The sequence below is a fragment of the Natrinema sp. 74 genome (assembly GCF_046097095.1).
In the GTDB taxonomy this organism is placed as follows: Archaea; Halobacteriota; Halobacteria; order Halobacteriales; family Natrialbaceae; genus Natrinema.
Genome location: NZ_CP175699.1, coordinates 577,802 through 597,481, shown reverse-complemented (window position 1 = coordinate 597,481; position 19,680 = coordinate 577,802). Strand labels below are relative to the sequence as shown.

The window sequence follows — 19,680 nt, the reverse complement described above, 5'->3', positions numbered from 1 at the left end:
AATCGCCCAATCGAATAACTACAGTTGCATGCTTATCAGGTGAGAGGCTGTCTTAGACCAGTGAGATTCCAATAACAACACTGCCGCCGATACCAGCAAGAATTCCAACCCCACGTGCCAGTCGCTCACCCCACGCAACCGTCCGTTCGAGCGAGAGCACAACTGCGATGAGTGCCATCCAGACGATATTCATCGTGCCTACGATCACCATAAACGCGAACAGGGCCCAACAACATCCAATACAGAAGCTGCTGAACTGCCAGCTCATCCGGACGGCACCACGCACCCCTGGCCGATAATGGCCCAGAAGGAAACCGAGCGGTGACCGACAATACCGCAGACACCGGTGTTTGTATGGTGAGAGCTGGTACCCCGATAAGAGTAGCAGCGCTCCACCCAATAGAAGCCCACCGTGGGCGTTCGTGAGGCTGGCGATCGGCACCAGCGCATTGACAACAAGCGGGACAATTCCTGTGAATGTCCAAATAAGCGCGTACGTCCCGATAAACGCCCCAACTCGCGTTGCTTTACCCGTGACTGTCGTCCCCTCAAGTGTCTCGGTGTATAGTCGGAAGAGCGGGACCGACGATGGATACATCATAGCGACCATCATCACCCCCCACATGAGCAGGTACAGGCTGATACCAGTCACCCCGTTCGAGAGCGCCATCGTCTCCGGTGCTCCTGGGTCGGACAAGTGCATTTTCACGCCCATCTGTCCGCCAGGCATCGGAAGCCAACGACCGATGACTGCTGCCCACGCGAGCAGCGCGATTACGTAGGTAACGACCGCGACAATTGGAGTGTACCGGCGGGTAATTCGATCTCGAAATGAGTCATGTGTCCCCATGATCGACTATGTCGCTATCCTACCACCCTTAGGAGTTCGCCAATTCGAAGTCGCCGAGGTAGGCGTTGTTTCCGGAGACATCCCATGTGAACTGGTCATCGTAGGAGACGGTGGCCGTGGTCGACTTCCCGGTTTGTACCTCCGTACTCTTCGTCAGTGGATGGGGCGAGATCGTACCAACTTCCTCGTTGAATCCGACCGCACCGCTCGCATCCATTTCGATGGCGTCCCCGATCTCGACGGAGAAGTCCGACTCGTCCCGCGAGAAGTTGATCGGAACGGTCGTGACATCGACGGATCGGACGTGTGTGTCAGCGACGGGCGCCCAGATGCCACCGGCGCGGCCGGAGTAGATGTCCTCGAGGGCCTCACGCTGGTTGTCGTTGGCTGTCTCGTCGAGGAGTAACACGATGTCCCACTCCGTCTCGGGGGCGAACATGACTCCCTCATCGGTCGAAATGAGCATGCCGACAGCTACCCCATCTAGGTCGACATCGCCGTAGTTTCCCTCCTCGATATGCCACGCCAGTGAGACGGTACAGACATCATCGTCCGGCGACTCCATCCAGACACATTGGCATGCAACATCGCAGTTACAGGCTTCAACGTAGTCTCCCTTGATGGTCCATTCTTGTACCATTGGTGAACACCATGTGGGACGCCATCAAGTAGCACGATAAAGCTATCCGGTGAAAATCTGGCACCTCGTGAAACCGTGAAATTGACCGTTTTATCACCCGCAGGTGTGAATACTTAGCAAAATATGGTGTGCCATATCGTTACTCGGTACTAAACGCGATTTTTCTGTCTAACCCCGATACCGAAATTGTATCCCAACTACTGGTACGATTGACCGTTCCTTTCGGAGCGGGGGTGATCCCAGTTCGGATCTCGAGATCGACACGTCTGAGATGTTTGCAACCACCGGTGGGCTGGCAGCGCTCCCAATCTGGGCAGGTACACGTCTCCGTCATAACGTCAACCTCGCAGGTATTCCTGCTCTCGCTGGCGATCTCGTAGATAGGGGCCACCCTGACGAACCGGATGTCCATTTCCTCGTTCAATGCACGCCGGGTTCGCGGATCCTCGCTCGAGTAGCCACGGCCTTGAGCGGAGCCGATGGATCTGGGGTCAGTCGATCTGTATTCATGGATGTCCTCTCGAGGTACGCGTGGGCGTGCTTTACTCATCAAGCGCGAAAAGACGGCTTCGAGAGCGGGTTGTGGTGGAGGAGAGCAAGTGCTGACTGGAACGAGCGGATCCCGTCCTTCGGCCCCCTCCTCGAGCTCTCCTCCCACGAATAACCTATTAGAAGATCCTCTTCCCCCATCTTAGCGTTCAAAAATAGCCACACATGAAGTTCGATTGAAACGGAAAGAATTTAGACACTATAGTAATTCAATAGAAACCGAAATATGCCCTCCATTCAGACGAATGGCTTGACGAAACAATTCGGCGATAACATGGTCGCTGTTGATGACCTCAACCTTTCTGTTGAGAAAGGAGAGATATTTGGTTTTCTCGGTCCTAATGGAGCCGGGAAATCAACAACGATCAACATGCTCCTCGACTTTATCCGGCCAACGGAAGGAGCTGCACAGGTCCTCGGAATGGACGCCCAAAAAGATACTGCCGCGATCCGCGAACGTATTGGTGTCCTTCCAGAAGGGTACGAGTTTGACAACTACCTCACTGGCCGTGAATACATCGAATGGACTATTGAGACGAAAGCAGCCGATGATGACCCAGATGAGATACTCGACACTGTCGGTATTCGTGACGACGCAGCTCGGAAAGCATCCAGTTATTCCACCGGAATGCAACAGCGTCTTGCTTTCGGAATGGCCCTCGTCAACGATCCTGATCTCCTCATCCTCGATGAACCTTCCGCGGGGCTGGACCCGAACGGAATCCAACGCATGCGCTCGTTGATTCGTGAGCGGGCTGATAACGGAACAACCGTGTTCTTTTCGAGTCACCTTCTTTCGGAGGTCGAAGCGGTCTGCGATCGAGTTGGCGTCATGAATGAGGGGCGACTTGTGGCGATGGACACGATAGAGGAACTCCGAAAAGAGGCGGGCGGCCGCGAGAGCATCGAACTGGAGTGTGCAACGCAGCCGACGACAGATGCTGTCGACGGTCTCAACGACGTTAGTGAGGTACTCATTGAGGGAACAACGCTGACCGCGTACTGTGCGGATCCAGCGGTCAAGGCCGATGTAGTCAGACGGGTTGACAACCAAGCCGATGTCGTGGACATCTCTGTCGATGAGACATCGCTCGAAGAGCTGTTTAACCAATATACCAGCGGTGGGCGTGACGGAATGGCTCAGGAAAAGGCAGATGCCGAGTCCAATGAGGTGCCAGTATGAGCTGGCTCACTGTCGCAAAGAAGGACTTTAAGGGAGCACGGCGATCCCAGTCACTCTGGGCTGCTGCTGTCTTACTCGGGCTGATTGCCGTGTTACTGGCCTACGTCAACCAACCATATAGGCAAACGGAGGTAGAGGCTGTCCAGGGCATGTTCCGAACGTTGACACAGATACTGGCAGTCTTGCTACCCATTGTTGCTTTGACTGCGACGTACATGGCCATCGCTGGGGAACGAGAGGGTGGCGGAATCAAGTTCTTACTTTCCCTGCCGAATACCCGACGGGACGTCTTCACTGGAAAGCTTCTGAGCCGACTGGCCATCGTCGCAGCAGGTGTTGTCTTCATGTATGTCGCTGCCAGTAGCATTTCACTGACGAAACACGGTGTGTTCCCGCTCGGCGTTATCGCCGGGACACTCCTATTGACAATTATCTACGGGTCAGTGTTTGTCAGTATTGCCGTCGCAGTATCAGCAGCCGCAGCCTCTCGAAGTCGCGCTATTGCCAATGCACTTGCTTCGTATTTTGTCTTGGTCATTCTTTACGTGTTCCCTATAATTCAGGTCAAAAGCTTGGTTCGGGGGATACACACGTCAATCCTGGGAATGGAGGCTAATCCAGATCTCTATAACGCTGTCCAGTACACGAGTCCGTTCCTCGCGTATCAGAAAGCAACCAACCTCGTGGTTCCCGACCAGTTAAAACAACAACTGTTCCGTGACAGCGCGACGAACGTGGACGGAGGCACATCGATGCGGGCAACCACCGTCGATCTCAACCTGCCGGTGTACCTAACTGATGAATTCTCGCTTGTCATTTTGGCGTTCTGGCTTGTTGTCCCGCTTCTCGTTGGGTTCTGGGTATTCAAAGGAGCTGACTTAGAATGATTCCGATGAAGAAACGAAACAAATTCGGTACGGCGTTCGTTGTCCTCGCACTCGTCCTGTTTACCGTGCCGGCCCTCTTCCCGATGCAGGCGATGCTCACTCACGATACGAGGGATTCAACATTTGATGGGCAAGAAAAGCTTGAAGAGCAAGGTGTCGAGATCATCAAATACAATAATCTTTCCGAGAAGGGGCAAGAATTGTATGTTCAAGCGCTAAAAAATGGTGGCGAGTATCGCGTCTCGACAGAACAGGGAGTCCCTGAATTTGACTATATGACTAGTGCAGAACGTGCACAACTTCAGGAAGAAAATCCGGAGTATCGGCACGGGGTTGTTGCGATTGAACGACCGGACGATGCCACTCTCCCGCCAGCAGATGAGCCGGTCGATCGAGTCCCAAGCGAAAATAATGGAGAGGAGGAGCAGCGCCGTGAACAAGTGCAGCGCTACGATTTGATGGAAATTTCAAAGGGGCCACCTCCGCTCGGCGCGACTCCGCAACTGCTACGCCTTGCGGCTACTCTGCTTGCAGTTGTCTCGTTCGGTACTGGGGGGTATCTTCTGTCTTCAAAGTCAACGTAGTCCGCCATAGAATATCTCCAACTGGCTTTTCCTGACCAAAGCAAAGACTAGTTTGGGGAATGGAATGGAACGGAACGCCTGACAAAGCTTAGTGTCCCAGCCGTATTTCGACCAGTGTCGTTACTCTCGGTCTCTCGAAGGACATCACTTACTGGCCGCATCTAGCGCGTTCTGGAGGGCCGTCGCTCGGACCATCGGGACACGCTCTTGTACGGCATCGCGTCGCTTAGACTCGCCCGGATCCGATCCAACAACAAGCAGATCAGTCCGGCCGGATACGGAGGAAGTCACCCGACCACCCATCTGTTCGACGGCGGCCTGTACCTCCTTGCGGGTGTAGCCTTGGACCGACCCGGTAAACACCACGGTTAGGTCCGCCAGTGACTCGGTCCTTACTTCACCGGGGTCAGGAACCGCAGCTCGTGCGAGAGGGACGAAAAGGTCTGCGGGATCCAGCGACCCGAAGTCGCCGGCGACTTCCAGTAGGGCGTCGAGTGCAATCGGGGAGACGATGGTGGCCGCCGAGTCATGGGTACTGTCGTAGAGCAGTTCAATCACCGACAGGAGTCGCTCCGCTTCCTCGTCGCCATCGGGTCGGCTCGCGATGGTTTCACCTGCCGAGACGGCCAGTTCCCGCACCGCAGCAGGGTCATCTTTGGCGGCGGTAACTACGGCGTAGTGGACCGCCTCGCGGACTGCCTCGCTGTTGTCGTCGATATAGTCGGCGAGCGCACGGACGTGATCGGCGACAGCCGACGGCTCCGCCTCGACAGCCCGGCGGAGTACCGGCGGCACCCGCTCGCGGAATTTGTATCGAGTGTACTCGAGAGCAGTAATCAGTAACCCGAGTCCGGCACCTGCGAGATCGGACGGGCCATTCTCGACACGTTTGAGGAACACCTCCGCGATTTTAAGTCGCCGGCCGTAGTGGTTCAGCTGCGTATCGAGTCGCCGAACCGCCGTCAACGCTATCTCTGGAGCGGTGTCGTAGACGACGCGTATCGCATGTAGGATGTCGGTCGCATCGCCAGACCCTGCCTCACAGTGTCGGTCGATGAGCATCTGAAGTTCGTCCTCAACTAAGGATGGGTCGACCACGGCGAGGACGGCGAGAGGGTCCTCGTGGTGGGTGGATACCCCGTTAGACTCGCTCTCGGCACTCGTCCAATTACCCTCCTCGAGCAGGGACCGTGCAACCGGGGGGAGCGACTCGTCGGTGGATTCGTCGACCGCCTCGAGGACCGATGCGGCGCTCGCTCGCCCCTCGTAGTGGGTAAGCCATGCTGTGAGGTCATCGACGACGGGAATTGCCAGGGCAGAACGCTCGACAACAACCGATTCGAACGCCGAAAGGACGCCGCGGGGAACCGCTTCCGGATCTTCGGCCAGCGTCTCTTGGAGAGGAGCAACTAGGGGTGTAAGGTCGGCGTCGTCGCAACACCAAAACAGAAGATCAGCCGCTGCCGTGCGTCGCTCGCCGCCAGCCGCGATCATGTCCGCGAGTTCCTCCGTCGCGGCGTCTAAGATCGTCGGATCGACCTCGACGATGTCTGTTATCCACCACGTCCAGTAGAGTTGCTCGCGCCGGTCAGGGTCCTCGGAAAGAAGGCCGACTAATTCGCGTACCCGCGCCGCAACGAAGTCCGGGTGACCATCCACGATAGTCTTGAGCGACCCCTCCTCAGCGAGAGCGCGGACAGCAGCCGGGACGCGTTCAGGGTCGGCCTCTGTGAGGGTAGCGAGGACGTCTATCGCCGCCGAACGGACCTGTCTGTCGCCGTCGGCTACCGCCAAATACAATGTGTCCAGTTCGTCGCGAACTCGGGTGGGATGGCGTTTGACGATCTCTTGGAGCGTCTCCAGTGCCTGCTGGACGGCCGTTCCTTCCTCGACGGCAGTAAAGAGCGAGGGAACCGCGCGGTCAAGGGGATACTCGTCGGTGTCTAAAAGCAGGGTCACTACCCGAGATGCTGTCACCCGGTCCGCAACGCTGGCCTCAGGATCGAACATGTCGTTGAGGTGGGACGCGAATGCATCTGGGTCGACCTCGGCCAGGTCCTCGAGCAAACGCCGGCACCTCTCGCTATGCCCTTTCCGGAACCCCTCAACGAGGATCGGGAGGACGGCGGTGCGCCAGTTGTTGTGGTCGCGCACGTCTGCAGCGCTCAGGAGATAATCCGTCTCTCGGCGGACCTCAGGATCCGAATCGACCATGCAGGCCGCCACTCGTTCGACATAGGTCGGCAGGAGTCGGTCAGTTATCTCCTCGTCGACATCGTAGAAGAGATCCTCAGAGAGTGGACGGACCGCAGCACGGCGAACCAGCGGATCCGAGTCGTTCAACTGGTCGATGACCGCCGAGAGCGCTTTGTCGTCCGTGCGCACTGCCAGCGCTACTACGGCGGTCACGCTTGCCCGCACCGCGGGGTCGGGGTCGCTCAGTGATGGGAGCAACGCGTCTAAAGACTCGCGTACTGCACTACTATCATATCGGGAACAGGCGAAGACCGCACTCATGAGCGACCGACGCACAGCAGGGTCTTCGTGGGCGAGGGCGTTCTCCAAAACCGGGCCGTCGACGAACACCGTCGTCTTGGGTGTCCTGGCGAGGTGCTCGACGACCACTGCTCGTTCGCGATCGTCACCGCCATCGTCGACGATTGCCTCGAGAAGGTTGACGACTCGATCGGACTCGTCGGACCACTCCGAGCGTCCGGCAGTAAGCGCACCTCGGGCATACGTTCGGGTTGCATGGTCTGGATCAGCGGTTAGAGCCGCCAGTGCGCGAGCAGTCGACCAGTCAAGAGTCGTCTGTTCCCCGGTGTTCCGGTAGCATTCGTGGGCTGCCGCCCGGCGGGTTTCGGTGTCGTTGCTCCGAAGTCGCTCAATCCGGCCGCCCACCTCAGAGCCGTCTGGCATCAATCCCGTACCTCCGTTCAAGATAATCCGCGACATCTGCGCCATACAGTTCGTCTCCGCTGGTTTGATCAACGAGGACGAGGTCCTCGCCCACCCGTTTGTAGAGATACCCCGTCCCAGTCATTGCGGTGTCGTATATTTCGACCATCGCAACCTGGGTTACCTTCTCCCGTTCGGCGTCAATCATCCGGCGAACGATCTCTCGGTCGTGACTGTGCCGGCAGAGGGTCACAACGCCGTCACGAACACGCTCCCACCGGAAGAATTTGCCGGTCGGTAAGGCCGTAAGCAACTCGTCTGGATCAACCTCTGACACAGACTCGATTGCCACGTAGAGTTTGTTGGCACCCATAGTTTGCCATCTCACGGATGGGTCAAAAGTTCTAGTACTGAGGAAATTCCAACCGTCCGTGACGACGCCATCCTGTGGCCGAATACCCAGCCGACGCCAAAACAGCCACTCCACGAGCCCCACGGCCACCAGTACCACTCGAGACGCTCGAGTCCGCTGTCGACGGTCCGTACGTGATCATGCTCGACGAAGCGGCCGTCATTCCCGACCTGGACGTCCTCGCCGACCGCGATCTCCAGCTACACTTCCACGGCGATAGCCAGATTCGGTTCGGCACGTACCACGTCGACGAACGCGTGGATATCTTCGAGCGCGCGTGGAACATGGCCTGGTCGAGACTCTGATCAACGGAGGCCGGCTCGAGGAGATCGCCGACGAGATCGGCGGCGTTGCACGGTGGGCGATCACGACCGTCCCGGCGGCCGCCGAGTGTCGCGGAAAGAAAGTGCTGCGGCGAAGGGGTCTAGTAGCTACTGAAACGATACACACTGATCGCAATGCCAGCCAGCGATCGGGTGTGCAGTGACGGTCAGTGGCTACCATGATAGCCAGGGTGAGCTGCAAATTACGTCGGGTTCCTCTAATTCTTACTCGCCACTCGACCGCGGCGGGCGACGGTCGTCCTCATCGTCAGCCCACGGCGGCCCGTGATCCTCGTCGCCCGCGCCGGCCCACGGCGGACCGCACCGGTCATCGTCCTCGTCTCGACCGTCATCTGCATAGCGCTGCCAGTTCTCGAGGTCACCGTTGAGCACGGCGTTGTCGAAGTAGACGAACTGTGAGTCGTACACAGAGTCGTTGTACTTGGCGTAGACCTGGAGATCAGTACTGCCGGTAGCGAGCGTGGCGAACGCTTCGCGGTCGAAGTACATCACCAGATCGTCGCCGGTGAAGGTGACGCGTTCTGCCTGGAGCGTCCCGGTCGTTGCGTTCTCGATCTGAACGGTGGAAGCATTGACGCTGTCGACCGTGTCGGGCACCTCGTAGTGGATCGGAATCTGTTTGCCGCCGCCCGGGAACAACCACTCAGCGCCAACCTCGCGGTCGACGCGGCGAATGCGGTTGGTGTCCTCGGGCGCGATGGTTCCCTTGGCCTCGATGTACTTCGCGACGGCCGTTCCGTAGAGGGTGTACTCCTGGCTGACCATGGGCTCGTCCGCGAGGTCGTCCCAGCCGGCCATGTAGGAGTTGACTGTGACGTTGTAAGTCGCGTTCGCCTGAAGCGGTTCGCCGCCGACGGAGACGTCTCGAATGATCGGCTCAGCGCCTTCGTGCGGGACGAACTCGTACGTAACTCCACTAACCTGCAGCGAGGCTTCCGCGCCGTGTTGCTGGCCAGTGTCGGAGTCCAGTGTGACGACCTGGCTCTCGAGTAAGTTTGTCAACTCCGTGCCGTTCAGCCGCTTCGTGACGAGGGTGTTGCCGAAGGGCAAGGAGGTGTACACGTCGTCGTAGGTGACGTTACCGCGGTCGATCACGAAGTTGCCGCGGATGCCGCCGGCGTTGGTGATCGCTACCTCAGCGCCGGTCTGGTTCCGGAACGCGTCCGTGATGACGTTTCCCCAGGCGGTCTCATCGTGGTAGTTGGCGGCGAACGTCGAGTTGAGCCGACTCTCGGTTTTCCCGATAACCCTCAGGAGGGACTCGCTACGAGCGTCTGCGACGATACTATGTGCGGTCTCGTTGATCGGGATGTCCCCGTTGTCGGCGACGGTCAGCAGACGACCGTCCTGCATCGCCACTGACCCGTTCTTGCTGACAGTCAGGTTGAGTTCGCCGAGATAGGCGGCACGGCCCTCGGCCTCCATGATGACCGTCTCGTCCGTCTTCTGTGGCGAGTAAGCGACCTCGTCATCGCCGGTGACGATCACGTCGATGTGCTCGGTCTCGCGTGCGAGTTCTTTCGAACCGGGTACGCCGATGTGGGCCGCGGCGATGACCACGTCGACGCCGTTCTCCTCTTTGAGTTTCGTAGCGATCTCGCTGCCTACTGTGCTGTAGTCGGCGACGCGGTAGCCGTTGGCATCGAAGTCGACCGCAGTTTTTGATTTGATCGCCTCGTCGACGAGACCGACGATCCCGATTTTCACGCCGTCACGCTCGACGATGGTGTAGTTCTGCGTCCCTGGAACGCTGCCCCCATCTTCGTGGCGAACGTTCGCGAGCAGCCACGGGTACTCTGAGGCATTGGTGTATTCCTCGACGGCGGCGAAGCCGTAGTCGAGGTCGTGATTGCCGACGACGTCGGCCGCCGGATCGGCGACGTTCGTCGTCGCGACCGGGACCGTCCAGTTGCTTACCGGCGAGAGCGAACTCGGACTCACCTGGTCACCGCCGCCGACGACCACGGTCGGGTTGGTATGGGCGGCGCGACGCTCGTTCACCGCACCGACGAGTCGCCCCGTCGCGTTGGGGTTCGACGCCGCCGTCTGCAGGTCGTTGTAGGACAGCACCGTCAGCGTGGTGCTATCTGTCGGTGTTCCGTCGTCACTGCTCCCGTCGTCGCTGGGTGGCGTGGTCGTGCCGACGTGTTTCGGCTGGATCTTGTACGTGCCGAAGCTGTATGACACTGGTCCACGGAGTGTATCGACCGTGCCACCGGTTTCGTTCGGCGTCGCTGCATCGCCGGCGCTCACGTCGTCGACGGCGATATCGCCGCTACTGTCGTCGACCGCCCATTCACCGTACTGGCCCGGTGTCGCGGTGACTGTCGCGTTGTGCACTTCGACCAGCACGCCCTCGTAGGCTTCCTGACCGACCGAGCCGGTGTCGAGGTCGGCCGCTGCTGGTACCGACGCCGTTCCGGTCTTCGTCTGCCTCGCTGAGCTCACCGTCGCGTCGAGCTCGGTCTGATCGTGGAACTCCTTTACCGGCGCCGTCACCTCCACGACGTCACCGGGTTCGAACTGCGGTTGGCTGCCGGTGTAGACGGAGACACCGCTATAGTGTCCAGTACCGTTTTGGATATAGTACCTCTCGGCGGTAACTCCCGTCACGGTGCCCGTCGTCGTGACGTTGGTCCCCGCGTAGGGTGAACTTCCGCTACTGCCGTTCGGTCGCTGAATCTCTTGGATAGAGACGGTTTGTGGCTGGGTCATTGCGCCCGCCGGCGCCACTGCGGCGACCGACGAAACGACGAGTACCAGCGTCGTCACTGCTGCCAGAAACGTATCACTCTGTAGGTTGTTACTCACGTCTGACTCCCAGATATTGTTACGATCGTTACTATCTTGAAATATGCTATGAGGGATATTGATCTCTCTTGAAGACACCTGTTCCAACGATAGCGCCATGTAGTTTCCGTAGGTATTCCTATCCACCCACTCATGTTGACAATCTGGCTTTCGCTATCGATAGCTGTAATAGCTACAATAGGTACCTCAGACACCTATTGTTGTTGAGGGAGATAGTACGGAATAGACAGGCTGGTCGGCAATACACGTCATAATGACTGCGAATCAACCCCACAGCGGACTCGTACCTGCACTGCTTCGGCGGTGCCCGCGAGGGGGTCGCAGAAGCGGGCGGTCAGCGAGTCGTCGTGTACGTGAGGAACACCGTCGTGCCGAGCGCCGCGGCGTACCACAGTGTCCCCACGCGAATCACGATCGTAGCGGCGGCCGCAACGGCTTCGGGGTAACCAAACGTGAGCAACACGGCGACCATCGACGCCTCCGCCGCCGCGAGACCGCCGGGAAGCATCGATATCGCGCCGATGACCGACCCGAGACCAAAGACGAACAGGCCGATCACGACGCTTGCCTCCAGGCCGAACCCGTCGAGGACCAGCCAGAGCGCGACGCCCTCTAGCCCCCACGCCACGAGGCTAAGCAACGTCGAGACGATCAGCGGGCGCACCTGGAACAGGCGGTACGCACTCTCGTAGAACCGCTCGAGTTCGGTCGCGTAGTCGCCGACGATCGGAAGTGCCTCGAGTCGGCCGAGGATCGTTAGACAGGCTCGTCGCCACTGGAGCAGCCCGATCCCGACCACGATGGTGGCGAGGACGACGGCGATAGGGAGCGACGATCGGCTGTAGACCAGGAGTCCGAGCGCAGCCATCGAGCTCAGCGCGATGAGATCAGTAATGCGTTCAGCGCCGACGACGGAGGTGGTCTCGCTCGCAGACACACCGCGTTCCTCCTTGAGAAACCACGCTTTCCAAATCTCGCCGGCTTTCCCCGGTGTGACCACCATCATCAGGCCGCTGAAGAAGGTGATCGCGCTCGCGTCGAGCGGAACGCCCATCTCGAGATACCGGAGATAATAGTGCCACTTGGCAAACCGGAAGCCGTACCCGATGGTCGTGAGACCGATGACGACCGCAAACGTTCTCCAGTTTACGGCGGCGAGGGCGCTCAGTACATCGCCGACGTTCGCGTAGATGGCGAGGCCGAGGAAGGCGACGACCGAGAGCAGCGCCGTCAGCCAGACGCCGTGGTCGCGGACGACCGTGCGGCCGTAGTCGGCGACGGCCGCACCGTAGTCGCTCATCTCCGTAGGGGCCCCCCTGCCAGAACGTTCGTGACGGCGTAGTTGGTCGCGGTACGGAATTGGTGGAACTTCGTCGCGACGTGCCCCGAAAGGTACCGTCCGCGACCGCTCGGCCGCACGCACCCTTCGCGGACGGCGTCCACGATCGAACCGTCGCCCTCGACGGTGGTGTACGCGCGACCGATTTCCATCGGAAAGTGAGCGTCGCTCCCGCCGGTCGCCGCTAGGCCGTGGGCGGCCGCAAACGCTGTCGCGCGCTGGTTGAATCGGTGGCGGACGCAGCGGGAGTTTATCGTTTCGACCCCGTCGACGGCGTCGGCGAGGGCGTCGAGATCCGTCTCGTAGTACTGTCGTAGCGCGTCGAACGGATGCGAGAGGACGGCGACGCCCCCCTGAGCGTGGACGTGGTCGACCACCGTCAGCGGGTCACGTTTAGGCGGCGTCTCCGCGACGTCGAGCGCCAGAAGGTGACCTTCGGTCGTCGTCACTTCGACCCCGGGGATCACGTCGAAACCGTCCGGTACGGCGTTCTGGACGGCACCGACGTTGGCGAGCGTATCGTGGTCGGTGACGGCGATACCGTCGAGTCCGGCGGCGGTAGCGACAGCGGCTACGCGCTCGGGAGACGTACTCGAGCAGGGCGAGGCGTCCGTGTGAACCTGGAGATCGTATCGTCGTGGCATGGTATCACAGAACAGTATCGATCGAGATTGTCACGCGATCACCTCGAGGAGTCGGACCGGAATCTCGTAACGGACTGCGACGACGAGAAGTCCCCAGACGGCGAGGTTGGCAAGAAACGGGCGATCCCCGAGGAGGAACTTCGGGTCACCACCGACGTCCCGCGTGTGAGCGAGAAAGTGATAGCGAAAGGCCGCGAAAAAGGCGAACGGGAGCGTGGACATCATCCACGGGTTGCCACGGAAGAACGTGTAGAGCGAATAGGAAACGAGCAGCGCCGCAAGAACGACGACGAGCAACTGGTCGAGTGTCTCCTCGGTGTACTCGGCGAGGGTAGCGCGCGATGCGGCCGGGTCGTCGCTGACGACCATTTCGTGGCGGCGCTTGCCGAGGGCGAGCATCAACGCCCCGAGGAACGTACAGACGACGAGCCAGGGGCTCAGATAGACGTCGATGGCGACGACTCCCGCGATGGCTCGCAGGACGAAGCCGACTGCGATGACCATTACGTCGACGATGACGATGTCCTTTAAGACCAACGAGTAGAGGGTGTTCTGGACGAGGTACGTACAGACGACGAGAAGGAACAGCGGACCGAGAGACCAGGAGACGGCGAGCCCGCCGACGAAAAGCAGGAACGCAAACGACACTGCCACAGCGATCGGTACCTGTCCGCTGGCGATGGGGCGGTGTTTCTTCCGGGGATGGTTGCGGTCGTCCTCGATATCGAGGATGTCGTTGCCGATATACGTCGTGCCGGCGATAGCACAGAAAGCGACGATACCGAGGATGACGTTCGCGGCGGCGACCGGGTCGAACAGACTCCTCGAGAAGACAAGCCCGAGCAGCAACACGCTCTGTTTGTACCACTGCCAGGGGCGCATTTCCTTTAGTAGACCCGAGAGGGTTCCGACGAACCGGGTTTCGTCGGTGTGAGCGCGAGCCATCTCTCCACCCTCCCACAGTGGACGCCAAAAAGGGCCAACTTGCTCTCAGCGGCCAGGCGACGCTACGCTACTCCTAACCGGCGATGGGGTACCGGGAGCGTAGCGGCTAAACAGGTATTAATGAGCCCAATAGCCTCTTTTAGGACGATGAACGGGAGTTAGTGTCTTACCGCCGTTCGACGACTCACAGCGTCGTCTGATCGAGCGACGGCGGGCTGTCGGGGAGAGTCTGTAATACGCTATTAACGGTGTAGACCGCTAGTTCGTCGGCACTGACGTCACGAGGACAACAATCACTCGTCGAACACGTCGATCGCGCTCTCGCACCGTCGTTCTTCGGAGTCGCGATCGCCGAGGTTACTCGGCGATACACGCCTGCAAAACGCCGATACACTATTGTAGCGCCGTAGTGACATCCGGTTTGATACCACGATGAGCGATCGTGAGAGCGCCAGCGACGACTCGAGCGGCTCGGTCCTCGTCACGGGGGGGACTGGATTTCTCGGCCTTCACGCGTGCCAGCACTTCCGTGATCGGGGGTGGAACGTCACCGCGTTCGATCGCAAGCCCTTCGAAGGAGCCGACGACACGGACGGGATCGACTACGTCGCGGGGGACGTCCGGAGCGAGGACTCCGTGGCCGTCGCACTCGAGGAGAGCGGTGCCTCCGCGGTGGTGCACACGGCTGCTGCGCTCCCGCTATGGGACGCCGACCGCATCCGCGAGACGACCATCGACGGGACGCGGAACGTGCTGTGGGCGGCGCGAGAACACGCTGTCGATCGGGTGTGTTACATCTCGTCGACCGCGGTGTATGGAACCCACGACGAACATCCCATCACCGAGGAGTCGCCGTTAGACGGCGTCGGCCCCTACGGCGAGGCTAAGATTCAGGCCGAGAAGATCTGTCAGGACTTCCGTCGTATGGGGCTGTGCGTCCCGATCCTCCGCCCGAAGACGTTCATCGGCCCACAGCGACTCGGCGTGTTTCAGGTGCTGTTCGACTGGATCGAAGACGGCGCGAACGTCCCGCTCGTCGGCTGGGGGAACAACCGCTACCAGCTGTTGCACGTCCACGACCTCGTCACTGCAATCGAACTGCTGCTCACCGGCGACGAGGAGGCGGTAAACGACACGTTCAACGTCGGAACCGACGAGTTCGGCACGATGAAGGCGGATTTCCAGGCACCCATCGACTACGCGGGGACCGGGAAACGCACCATCGGCACGCCCGCCTTCCTCACGGTCGCGGTTCTCCGCATACTGGACGAACTGAACCTCTCTCCCCTGTATCCGTGGGTCTACGAGACGGCTCACGAGGACTCCTACGTCTCGGTGGAGAAGCTGAAAGGCCTCGGCTGGGAGCCCGAGTACTCCAACCGCGAGGCGCTCGTGGAGACGTACAAGTGGTACCTCAAGCACTACGAGGCCGACGAGGCGGCCGATGAGACCGGGCTCGACCACCGCGTTGCGTGGGACCAAGGTGCTCTGACCGTCGCGAAGAAGGTCTCACAACGGATCTAAGATAGCTCCGCGTATCGAGACGTGCTTCTCTGGCTCGCCTTCGTCACGCTCGGCGTCCCCGTTGCCGTAATCGTAGTACTACCATTCTCTCGGGACCAGTTGGCACGTCGGCTCCCCGCCTCCGAAGTCGACGCTCCGCACGCTGTAACAGGAAACAGAGGTGGAGGGAGAGGCCCCCTTCCTAATAACGCCGGATGACGGAAACGTCCCGCCGGTGCAGACCATCTACTGGGAGCAGCAAACGCCCGAGATAGGCGAGGCAAAGTTACGATAGCGACTGACGCAGAGTGCGCCGATAGTGCCGCTGCCAACGGGGTTTCAGCCGTCGTTCGACGTCCGGTCGAACCCGATCACGATGATTCCGTTGTACCGGTTCACCGCCGCCGGATCGCCGTACTCGGGGTGGTTTGCGACCGCTTGGAGGATACGTCGGTTGGTCGACGAATCAGTATACGAGAGGACGATCCAGACGTCGTCGTGCCCGTCGACTGACGCTCGTATGTCGTCCGGCGGTGCGTCGGGCGCGATTTGAACTGTGGGGACATCCGCTCGGTCGAAGTAATAGCCGAACGTCCGCTCGGTGAACGGCCTGCTCACGAGGACGACGTCGTCGGCATCGACGTTCGATTCGACGGTAGTAGCGGCCGCCCGCCACTGTTCTTTCTGGTCGTTTTGATAGTACGCCGGAAGCGGCAACGCGAGGCCGATGAGGAGCATCCCGGTTATGACGTACCGAAGCGACGGCCGGGAGACGGTCCGCACTCCGTTTGCGATCAGGAGAAAAAACGCAAGCGACGCTCCGATCGAGTAGCGATCTACGAAGATCGGTGTAATGACGTGCGAGAGCGCGACCGGCACGAGTATCGGCACCACGAACCAGAGGACGACCACGTACGTGGCGTTCAGCGATGCGTCTCGACGGTCGGTCGCTGTCCACCGGTTGCTCGAGAACGCGAGGACTAGACAGCCCACGGTGACGAGCGAGAGCAGCAATGGAAACGATTCACTGAACAGGTGACCGCCGAGATACGCGGCGAACGTTTCCCTGATGGTCGCGGCCGTCGGGAGCGGAATCCATCCAACGTTGCTCGTCTCACCGCCATGTGCAGCCACCGTGCGGCGGAACAACCGCACTATCCACGGGGCGAGTAGGAGGGCAGTGATCCCCTCGAGGGCGATCCATCGGCGGACCGTCAGTCGCGACCGGGGGACGATCCGGACGAGGTACCGAGAGAAGACGTACGCGTTCTGGGCGAGTATCGCGAACAGCCCGAAGACGTGGGTATATCCGAGGAGAACCGTGGCGATGACGTATCCGACCTCGGCCCGCACACTGGTACCGTCGGGCGGACTCTCCGTCTGCATCCGCACAAACCAGTAAAAGGAAAGTACGGTCAGGAATCCGAGGAGACTATACATTCGCACCTCCTGGGAGTACCAAACGTGAAACGGAGAGACGGCGACGAGCACCGCTGCGATCGCCCCGACCTCCCGATCGAACAGTCGTCGGCCGATCCCGTAGAGGACCACGACGGTGGCGATACCAGCGACGGCTGACAGCGATCGCGTGGCCAGTTCGCCCGCCCCGAAGACCGCCGTCCAGCCGGCCAGAAGGAGATAGTAGAACGGTGGATGGGGATCGTTCCCCGGCACACTAACCAGCAGTTCGTACGGCGTATTCGATAGGACAGTGGTCACCGAGAAGGCTTCGTCGAGCCAGTAACTCTCGGCCTCGAGCCGGAACAGTCGGAGTGCAGCCGCGAGGAGAATAATCGGGTACAGTTCGATCGGTGCACCCAGCAGGGAGCGATCCCTGACTATCTCGTCGGCCGCTTCAGTCACGGCGGACAGCGACATGGAGCCTTTACGACGATCCGGCGTATGAAGGTTCGCGGGCGCTCAGAACACACCGACCGAACGACCGTCTCCCCGTCTCCTTGGCCGTCGGACGGGACGGTTCACAAACCGCCATCCGTTCTCGCGGCGCGAACTCCGATCGCCGCGCCGAGGCTCGAGCGCGGTCTCGAGTCGGTCGTCCGGTGACGAAGCGCGGGTCGTGATCGGCCGGGTTGTTGAACTCTCATCCTTCACGTCGTCACGTGAGTGTGAACGGTAGCAGGTGGATATCCGAGAAGGATTATTATGCGGGTCGTGGGCACTACACGTCATGCGATCGCTCTCCCGCCGCCGAGTCGGCTGGACGCTGGTCGTCGCCGCTGTCGCCGCGGTCGCACTCTCACTCGGCGGCACCGCTCTGGTGGCGCCACCTATCGAGAAGACCGACGATACGCGTGACGGGGCCACACTCGCCACCGGGCAGAGCGACGGCGTCGTGACGGCGTTTGACGGGACCGGCGATGTCGTCTGGAACATCGACGTCGGCGATAAGGCGTTCGACGCGACGCGTCTCGACGACGGAACCGTGCTCGTCGCGGTGACGTACGAAGACGTTGAGGACTGCGGCCGGTTCGACCCGCCTTGTGGACGGACCGGATTCAAGATCGTCGATCCGGGGTCGGACCCGCGGGTGGTCCGCGAGTGGACAATTCCCGTAAGAGGTGCCAAGAACAGCGAGGTCCACGACGTCGAACCGCTTCCCTCCGGCGAGATCCTCGTCGCGGACATGGAGTATGAGCGCCTAATTACCGTGGCCGAAAACGGATCGGTCACCTGGCGCTGGAACGCCAGCGAACGGTACGACGAGCCTGCGGACCCCACGGCGACCGACTGGCTCCACGTAAACGATGTCGATACGCTCGGCGACGGCCGATACCTCGTCTCGGTCAGGAACGCCGACGAGCTTCTGATCGTCGAGCGCGGTGAGGGCGTCGTCGAGGTGATCGAAGGCGTCGCCGACGGGCGAGCCGACCGGGTACTGTTCGAGGGGCAGCACAATCCCCAGTATCTCAGTGACGACGCCCTGCTCGTGGCCGACAGCGAGAACGACCGAATCGTCGAGATCCATCGCGAGAACGACAGGTGGACCATCGCCTGGAGCATGGCGTCGGCCAACGGGCTCGCGTTCGACTGGCCGCGTGACGCGGACCGCCTAGAGAACGGCAACACGCTGATCACCGACTCCCGTCGCCACCGCGTCGTCGAGGTCGCGCCCGACGGCTCGACCGTCTGGAGCGTCCGCGGTCCTCACCTCGTCTACGAGGCCGACCGCCTCTCGGAGGGGGAGCGAGTCGGCGCGCAGAGCTACGGTGACGCCGTCGCGTCCGACGGCGAGGCGTCATCCGGTGGCCGAGACGGGTTTTCGCCGTTCGACGGCGGGCTCCCACTGTTCGGCGCGGTCCATGAATCGCTGACTCACGTCGTCCGCGTTCCCTACTGGCTTCGCCCGTGGCACCTCGCCGTGATCGCGGCGGCGATTCCGACGGCCGTGGCCGGGCTGGCGCTCGTCTGGCGGAATCGGTCGGACGAGTAATGGGCCACGTCGCGGCGGGCGCTCGACGCTGAGACGCCACGACAATGGGAAGTGGCGAAACCCGAGTCTCGGCGAAACAGATTAATTTGACAGACCAGGTAAATTATCCGCTGAACAGGCGCAATACCACGGCCTTCAGGCCGTGGATACGCGCCGCCACTCGATGACGAATCCCACCAACAACTGCATAGTCGAATTTCCAATCCGTACTTTGAAGTTCTAAGAACCGCTGTACAGTGGTTAGGTCAGGTCGGAGCGGAGCGGATTCCGAACGGCCTTCGGAGGCGGTCTACCCGCCAACCCAATGAGACAGTATCCGAAATGCCGACGCGGTGAACACGAATCCTAGAAGGGTTCGTCTGTGCCCGTCGGTTGAGCAAGCCCGCGGATACCTCCGAATCCGTCGCAGTCTGCCGGACGCTCCGTGGCAAAAACAACACGGGGCGTCCGAACATGATGGAGGATAGGAGTAACAGCCGTTTGGCACGGCTAGACAGCCACCGACCACGACGACTGGGTTAAACGGGTTCCCGTGAAGTGGCGGTGTCCATGGTTGCAAACCTGAAACTCCCACCGCTCGGGATTCCTCCGCGTGAACGCGGAGGAGGATGTCAAATACCTATCTGCTCATCTCAGCCGG

At 60.4% G+C, this 19,680-nt stretch carries 15 protein-coding genes; 6 read left to right on the top strand and 9 right to left on the bottom strand.

From position 1 onward, the window contains the following. Positions 1–52: 52 nt before the first annotated feature. Positions 53–850 (bottom strand): DUF2182 domain-containing protein, encoded by a 798-nt coding sequence (locus ACJ70B_RS20605; RefSeq protein ID WP_408960308.1) that lies wholly within the window; start codon positions 848–850, stop codon positions 53–55. A gap of 28 nt (positions 851–878) precedes the next feature. Beyond that, on the bottom strand, positions 879–1,415 hold the full coding sequence (locus tag ACJ70B_RS20600; RefSeq protein WP_408960707.1) for a DUF1326 domain-containing protein: 537 nt from the start codon (positions 1,413–1,415) through the stop codon (positions 879–881). An 850-nt stretch (positions 1,416–2,265) separates the two neighbouring features. Here ACJ70B_RS20600 and ACJ70B_RS20595 point away from each other — a divergent pair. From ACJ70B_RS20595 to ACJ70B_RS20585, 3 genes are read left to right on the top strand one after another with little or no spacing between them, the layout of a single operon-like run. Continuing rightward, positions 2,266–3,222, top strand: coding sequence for an ATP-binding cassette domain-containing protein (locus ACJ70B_RS20595; RefSeq protein WP_408960307.1), 957 nt, complete (start codon positions 2,266–2,268; stop codon positions 3,220–3,222). Further along, the gene (locus ACJ70B_RS20590; RefSeq protein ID WP_408960306.1) at positions 3,219–4,109 is read left to right on the top strand and encodes an ABC transporter permease; all 891 of its coding nucleotides are present in this window, start codon (positions 3,219–3,221) and stop codon (positions 4,107–4,109) included. Before ACJ70B_RS20595 ends, ACJ70B_RS20590 begins: the two co-directional genes overlap by 4 nt. Next, on the top strand, positions 4,106–4,693 hold the full coding sequence (locus ACJ70B_RS20585) for a hypothetical protein (RefSeq protein ID WP_408960305.1): 588 nt from the start codon (positions 4,106–4,108) through the stop codon (positions 4,691–4,693). The genes ACJ70B_RS20590 and ACJ70B_RS20585 overlap by 4 nt, the downstream gene beginning before the upstream one ends. Positions 4,694–4,837: 144 nt before the next feature. Here the strand turns inward: ACJ70B_RS20585 and ACJ70B_RS20580 are convergent, their stop codons facing one another. Both ACJ70B_RS20580 and ACJ70B_RS20575 read right to left on the bottom strand, forming a co-directional pair. Next, entirely contained in the window at positions 4,838–7,612 is a 2,775-nt protein-coding gene (locus tag ACJ70B_RS20580; protein WP_408960304.1) for a HEAT repeat domain-containing protein, read from the bottom strand. Continuing rightward, positions 7,596–7,964, bottom strand: a complete 369-nt coding sequence (locus tag ACJ70B_RS20575; RefSeq protein ID WP_408960303.1) for a hypothetical protein — start codon at positions 7,962–7,964, stop codon at positions 7,596–7,598. Before ACJ70B_RS20575 ends, ACJ70B_RS20580 begins: the two co-directional genes overlap by 17 nt. Positions 7,965–8,038: 74 nt before the next feature. Between ACJ70B_RS20575 and ACJ70B_RS20570 the strand changes: the two genes are divergently transcribed. Continuing rightward, positions 8,039–8,308: a hypothetical protein gene (locus ACJ70B_RS20570; RefSeq protein ID WP_408960302.1), complete on the top strand. Its 270-nt coding sequence runs from the start codon at positions 8,039–8,041 to the stop codon at positions 8,306–8,308. Positions 8,309–8,551: 243 nt separating this feature from the next. Here the strand turns inward: ACJ70B_RS20570 and ACJ70B_RS20565 are convergent, their stop codons facing one another. The 4 genes from ACJ70B_RS20565 to ACJ70B_RS20550 form a co-directional block, all read right to left on the bottom strand. Next, complete coding sequence (locus tag ACJ70B_RS20565) at positions 8,552–11,158, bottom strand: 5'-nucleotidase C-terminal domain-containing protein (RefSeq protein WP_408960301.1); 2,607 nt, start codon at positions 11,156–11,158, stop codon at positions 8,552–8,554. A 334-nt stretch (positions 11,159–11,492) separates the two neighbouring features. After that, complete coding sequence (locus tag ACJ70B_RS20560) at positions 11,493–12,458, bottom strand: YbhN family protein (protein WP_408960300.1); 966 nt, start codon at positions 12,456–12,458, stop codon at positions 11,493–11,495. Beyond that, on the bottom strand, positions 12,455–13,141 hold the full coding sequence (locus ACJ70B_RS20555) for a PHP-associated domain-containing protein (protein ID WP_408960299.1): 687 nt from the start codon (positions 13,139–13,141) through the stop codon (positions 12,455–12,457). Before ACJ70B_RS20555 ends, ACJ70B_RS20560 begins: the two co-directional genes overlap by 4 nt. A gap of 30 nt (positions 13,142–13,171) precedes the next feature. Continuing rightward, positions 13,172–14,086: a decaprenyl-phosphate phosphoribosyltransferase gene (locus tag ACJ70B_RS20550; RefSeq protein ID WP_408960298.1), complete on the bottom strand. Its 915-nt coding sequence runs from the start codon at positions 14,084–14,086 to the stop codon at positions 13,172–13,174. Positions 14,087–14,518: 432 nt separating this feature from the next. On the opposite strand from ACJ70B_RS20550, the gene ACJ70B_RS20545 reads away from it, so the two are divergent. Beyond that, positions 14,519–15,610 carry an NAD-dependent epimerase/dehydratase family protein gene (locus tag ACJ70B_RS20545; protein ID WP_408960297.1) on the top strand — a complete coding sequence of 364 codons (1,092 nt, stop codon included), beginning with the start codon at positions 14,519–14,521 and terminating at the stop codon, positions 15,608–15,610. 318 nt (positions 15,611–15,928) lie between these two features. Here the strand turns inward: ACJ70B_RS20545 and ACJ70B_RS20540 are convergent, their stop codons facing one another. Then, a complete protein-coding gene (locus tag ACJ70B_RS20540) occupies positions 15,929–17,467 on the bottom strand; it encodes a glycosyltransferase family 39 protein (RefSeq protein WP_408960296.1) in 1,539 nt (512 codons plus the stop codon). A 310-nt stretch (positions 17,468–17,777) separates the two neighbouring features. On the opposite strand from ACJ70B_RS20540, the gene ACJ70B_RS20535 reads away from it, so the two are divergent. Further along, a complete protein-coding gene (locus ACJ70B_RS20535) occupies positions 17,778–19,040 on the top strand; it encodes an arylsulfotransferase family protein (RefSeq protein ID WP_408960295.1) in 1,263 nt (420 codons plus the stop codon). The last annotated feature ends 640 nt before the right edge of the window (positions 19,041–19,680 follow it).

Excerpts from the sequence above, each read along its gene's own strand:
- ACJ70B_RS20605 (WP_408960308.1), bottom strand. The coding sequence starts at position 850 with ATGGGGACACATGACTCATTTCGAGATCGAATTACCCGCCGGTACACT.
- ACJ70B_RS20600 (WP_408960707.1), bottom strand. The coding sequence starts at position 1,415 with ATGGAGTCGCCGGACGATGATGTCTGTACCGTCTCACTGGCGTGGCAT.
- ACJ70B_RS20595 (WP_408960307.1), top strand. The coding sequence starts at position 2,266 with ATGCCCTCCATTCAGACGAATGGCTTGACGAAACAATTCGGCGATAAC.
- ACJ70B_RS20590 (WP_408960306.1), top strand. The coding sequence starts at position 3,219 with ATGAGCTGGCTCACTGTCGCAAAGAAGGACTTTAAGGGAGCACGGCGA.
- ACJ70B_RS20585 (WP_408960305.1), top strand. The coding sequence starts at position 4,106 with ATGATTCCGATGAAGAAACGAAACAAATTCGGTACGGCGTTCGTTGTC.
- ACJ70B_RS20580 (WP_408960304.1), bottom strand. The coding sequence starts at position 7,612 with ATGCCAGACGGCTCTGAGGTGGGCGGCCGGATTGAGCGACTTCGGAGC.
- ACJ70B_RS20575 (WP_408960303.1), bottom strand. The coding sequence starts at position 7,964 with ATGGGTGCCAACAAACTCTACGTGGCAATCGAGTCTGTGTCAGAGGTT.
- ACJ70B_RS20560 (WP_408960300.1), bottom strand. The coding sequence starts at position 12,458 with ATGAGCGACTACGGTGCGGCCGTCGCCGACTACGGCCGCACGGTCGTC.
- ACJ70B_RS20555 (WP_408960299.1), bottom strand. The coding sequence starts at position 13,141 with ATGCCACGACGATACGATCTCCAGGTTCACACGGACGCCTCGCCCTGC.
- ACJ70B_RS20550 (WP_408960298.1), bottom strand. The coding sequence starts at position 14,086 with ATGGCTCGCGCTCACACCGACGAAACCCGGTTCGTCGGAACCCTCTCG.
- ACJ70B_RS20545 (WP_408960297.1), top strand. The coding sequence starts at position 14,519 with ATGAGCGATCGTGAGAGCGCCAGCGACGACTCGAGCGGCTCGGTCCTC.
- ACJ70B_RS20540 (WP_408960296.1), bottom strand. The coding sequence starts at position 17,467 with ATGTCGCTGTCCGCCGTGACTGAAGCGGCCGACGAGATAGTCAGGGAT.
- ACJ70B_RS20535 (WP_408960295.1), top strand. The coding sequence starts at position 17,778 with ATGCGATCGCTCTCCCGCCGCCGAGTCGGCTGGACGCTGGTCGTCGCC.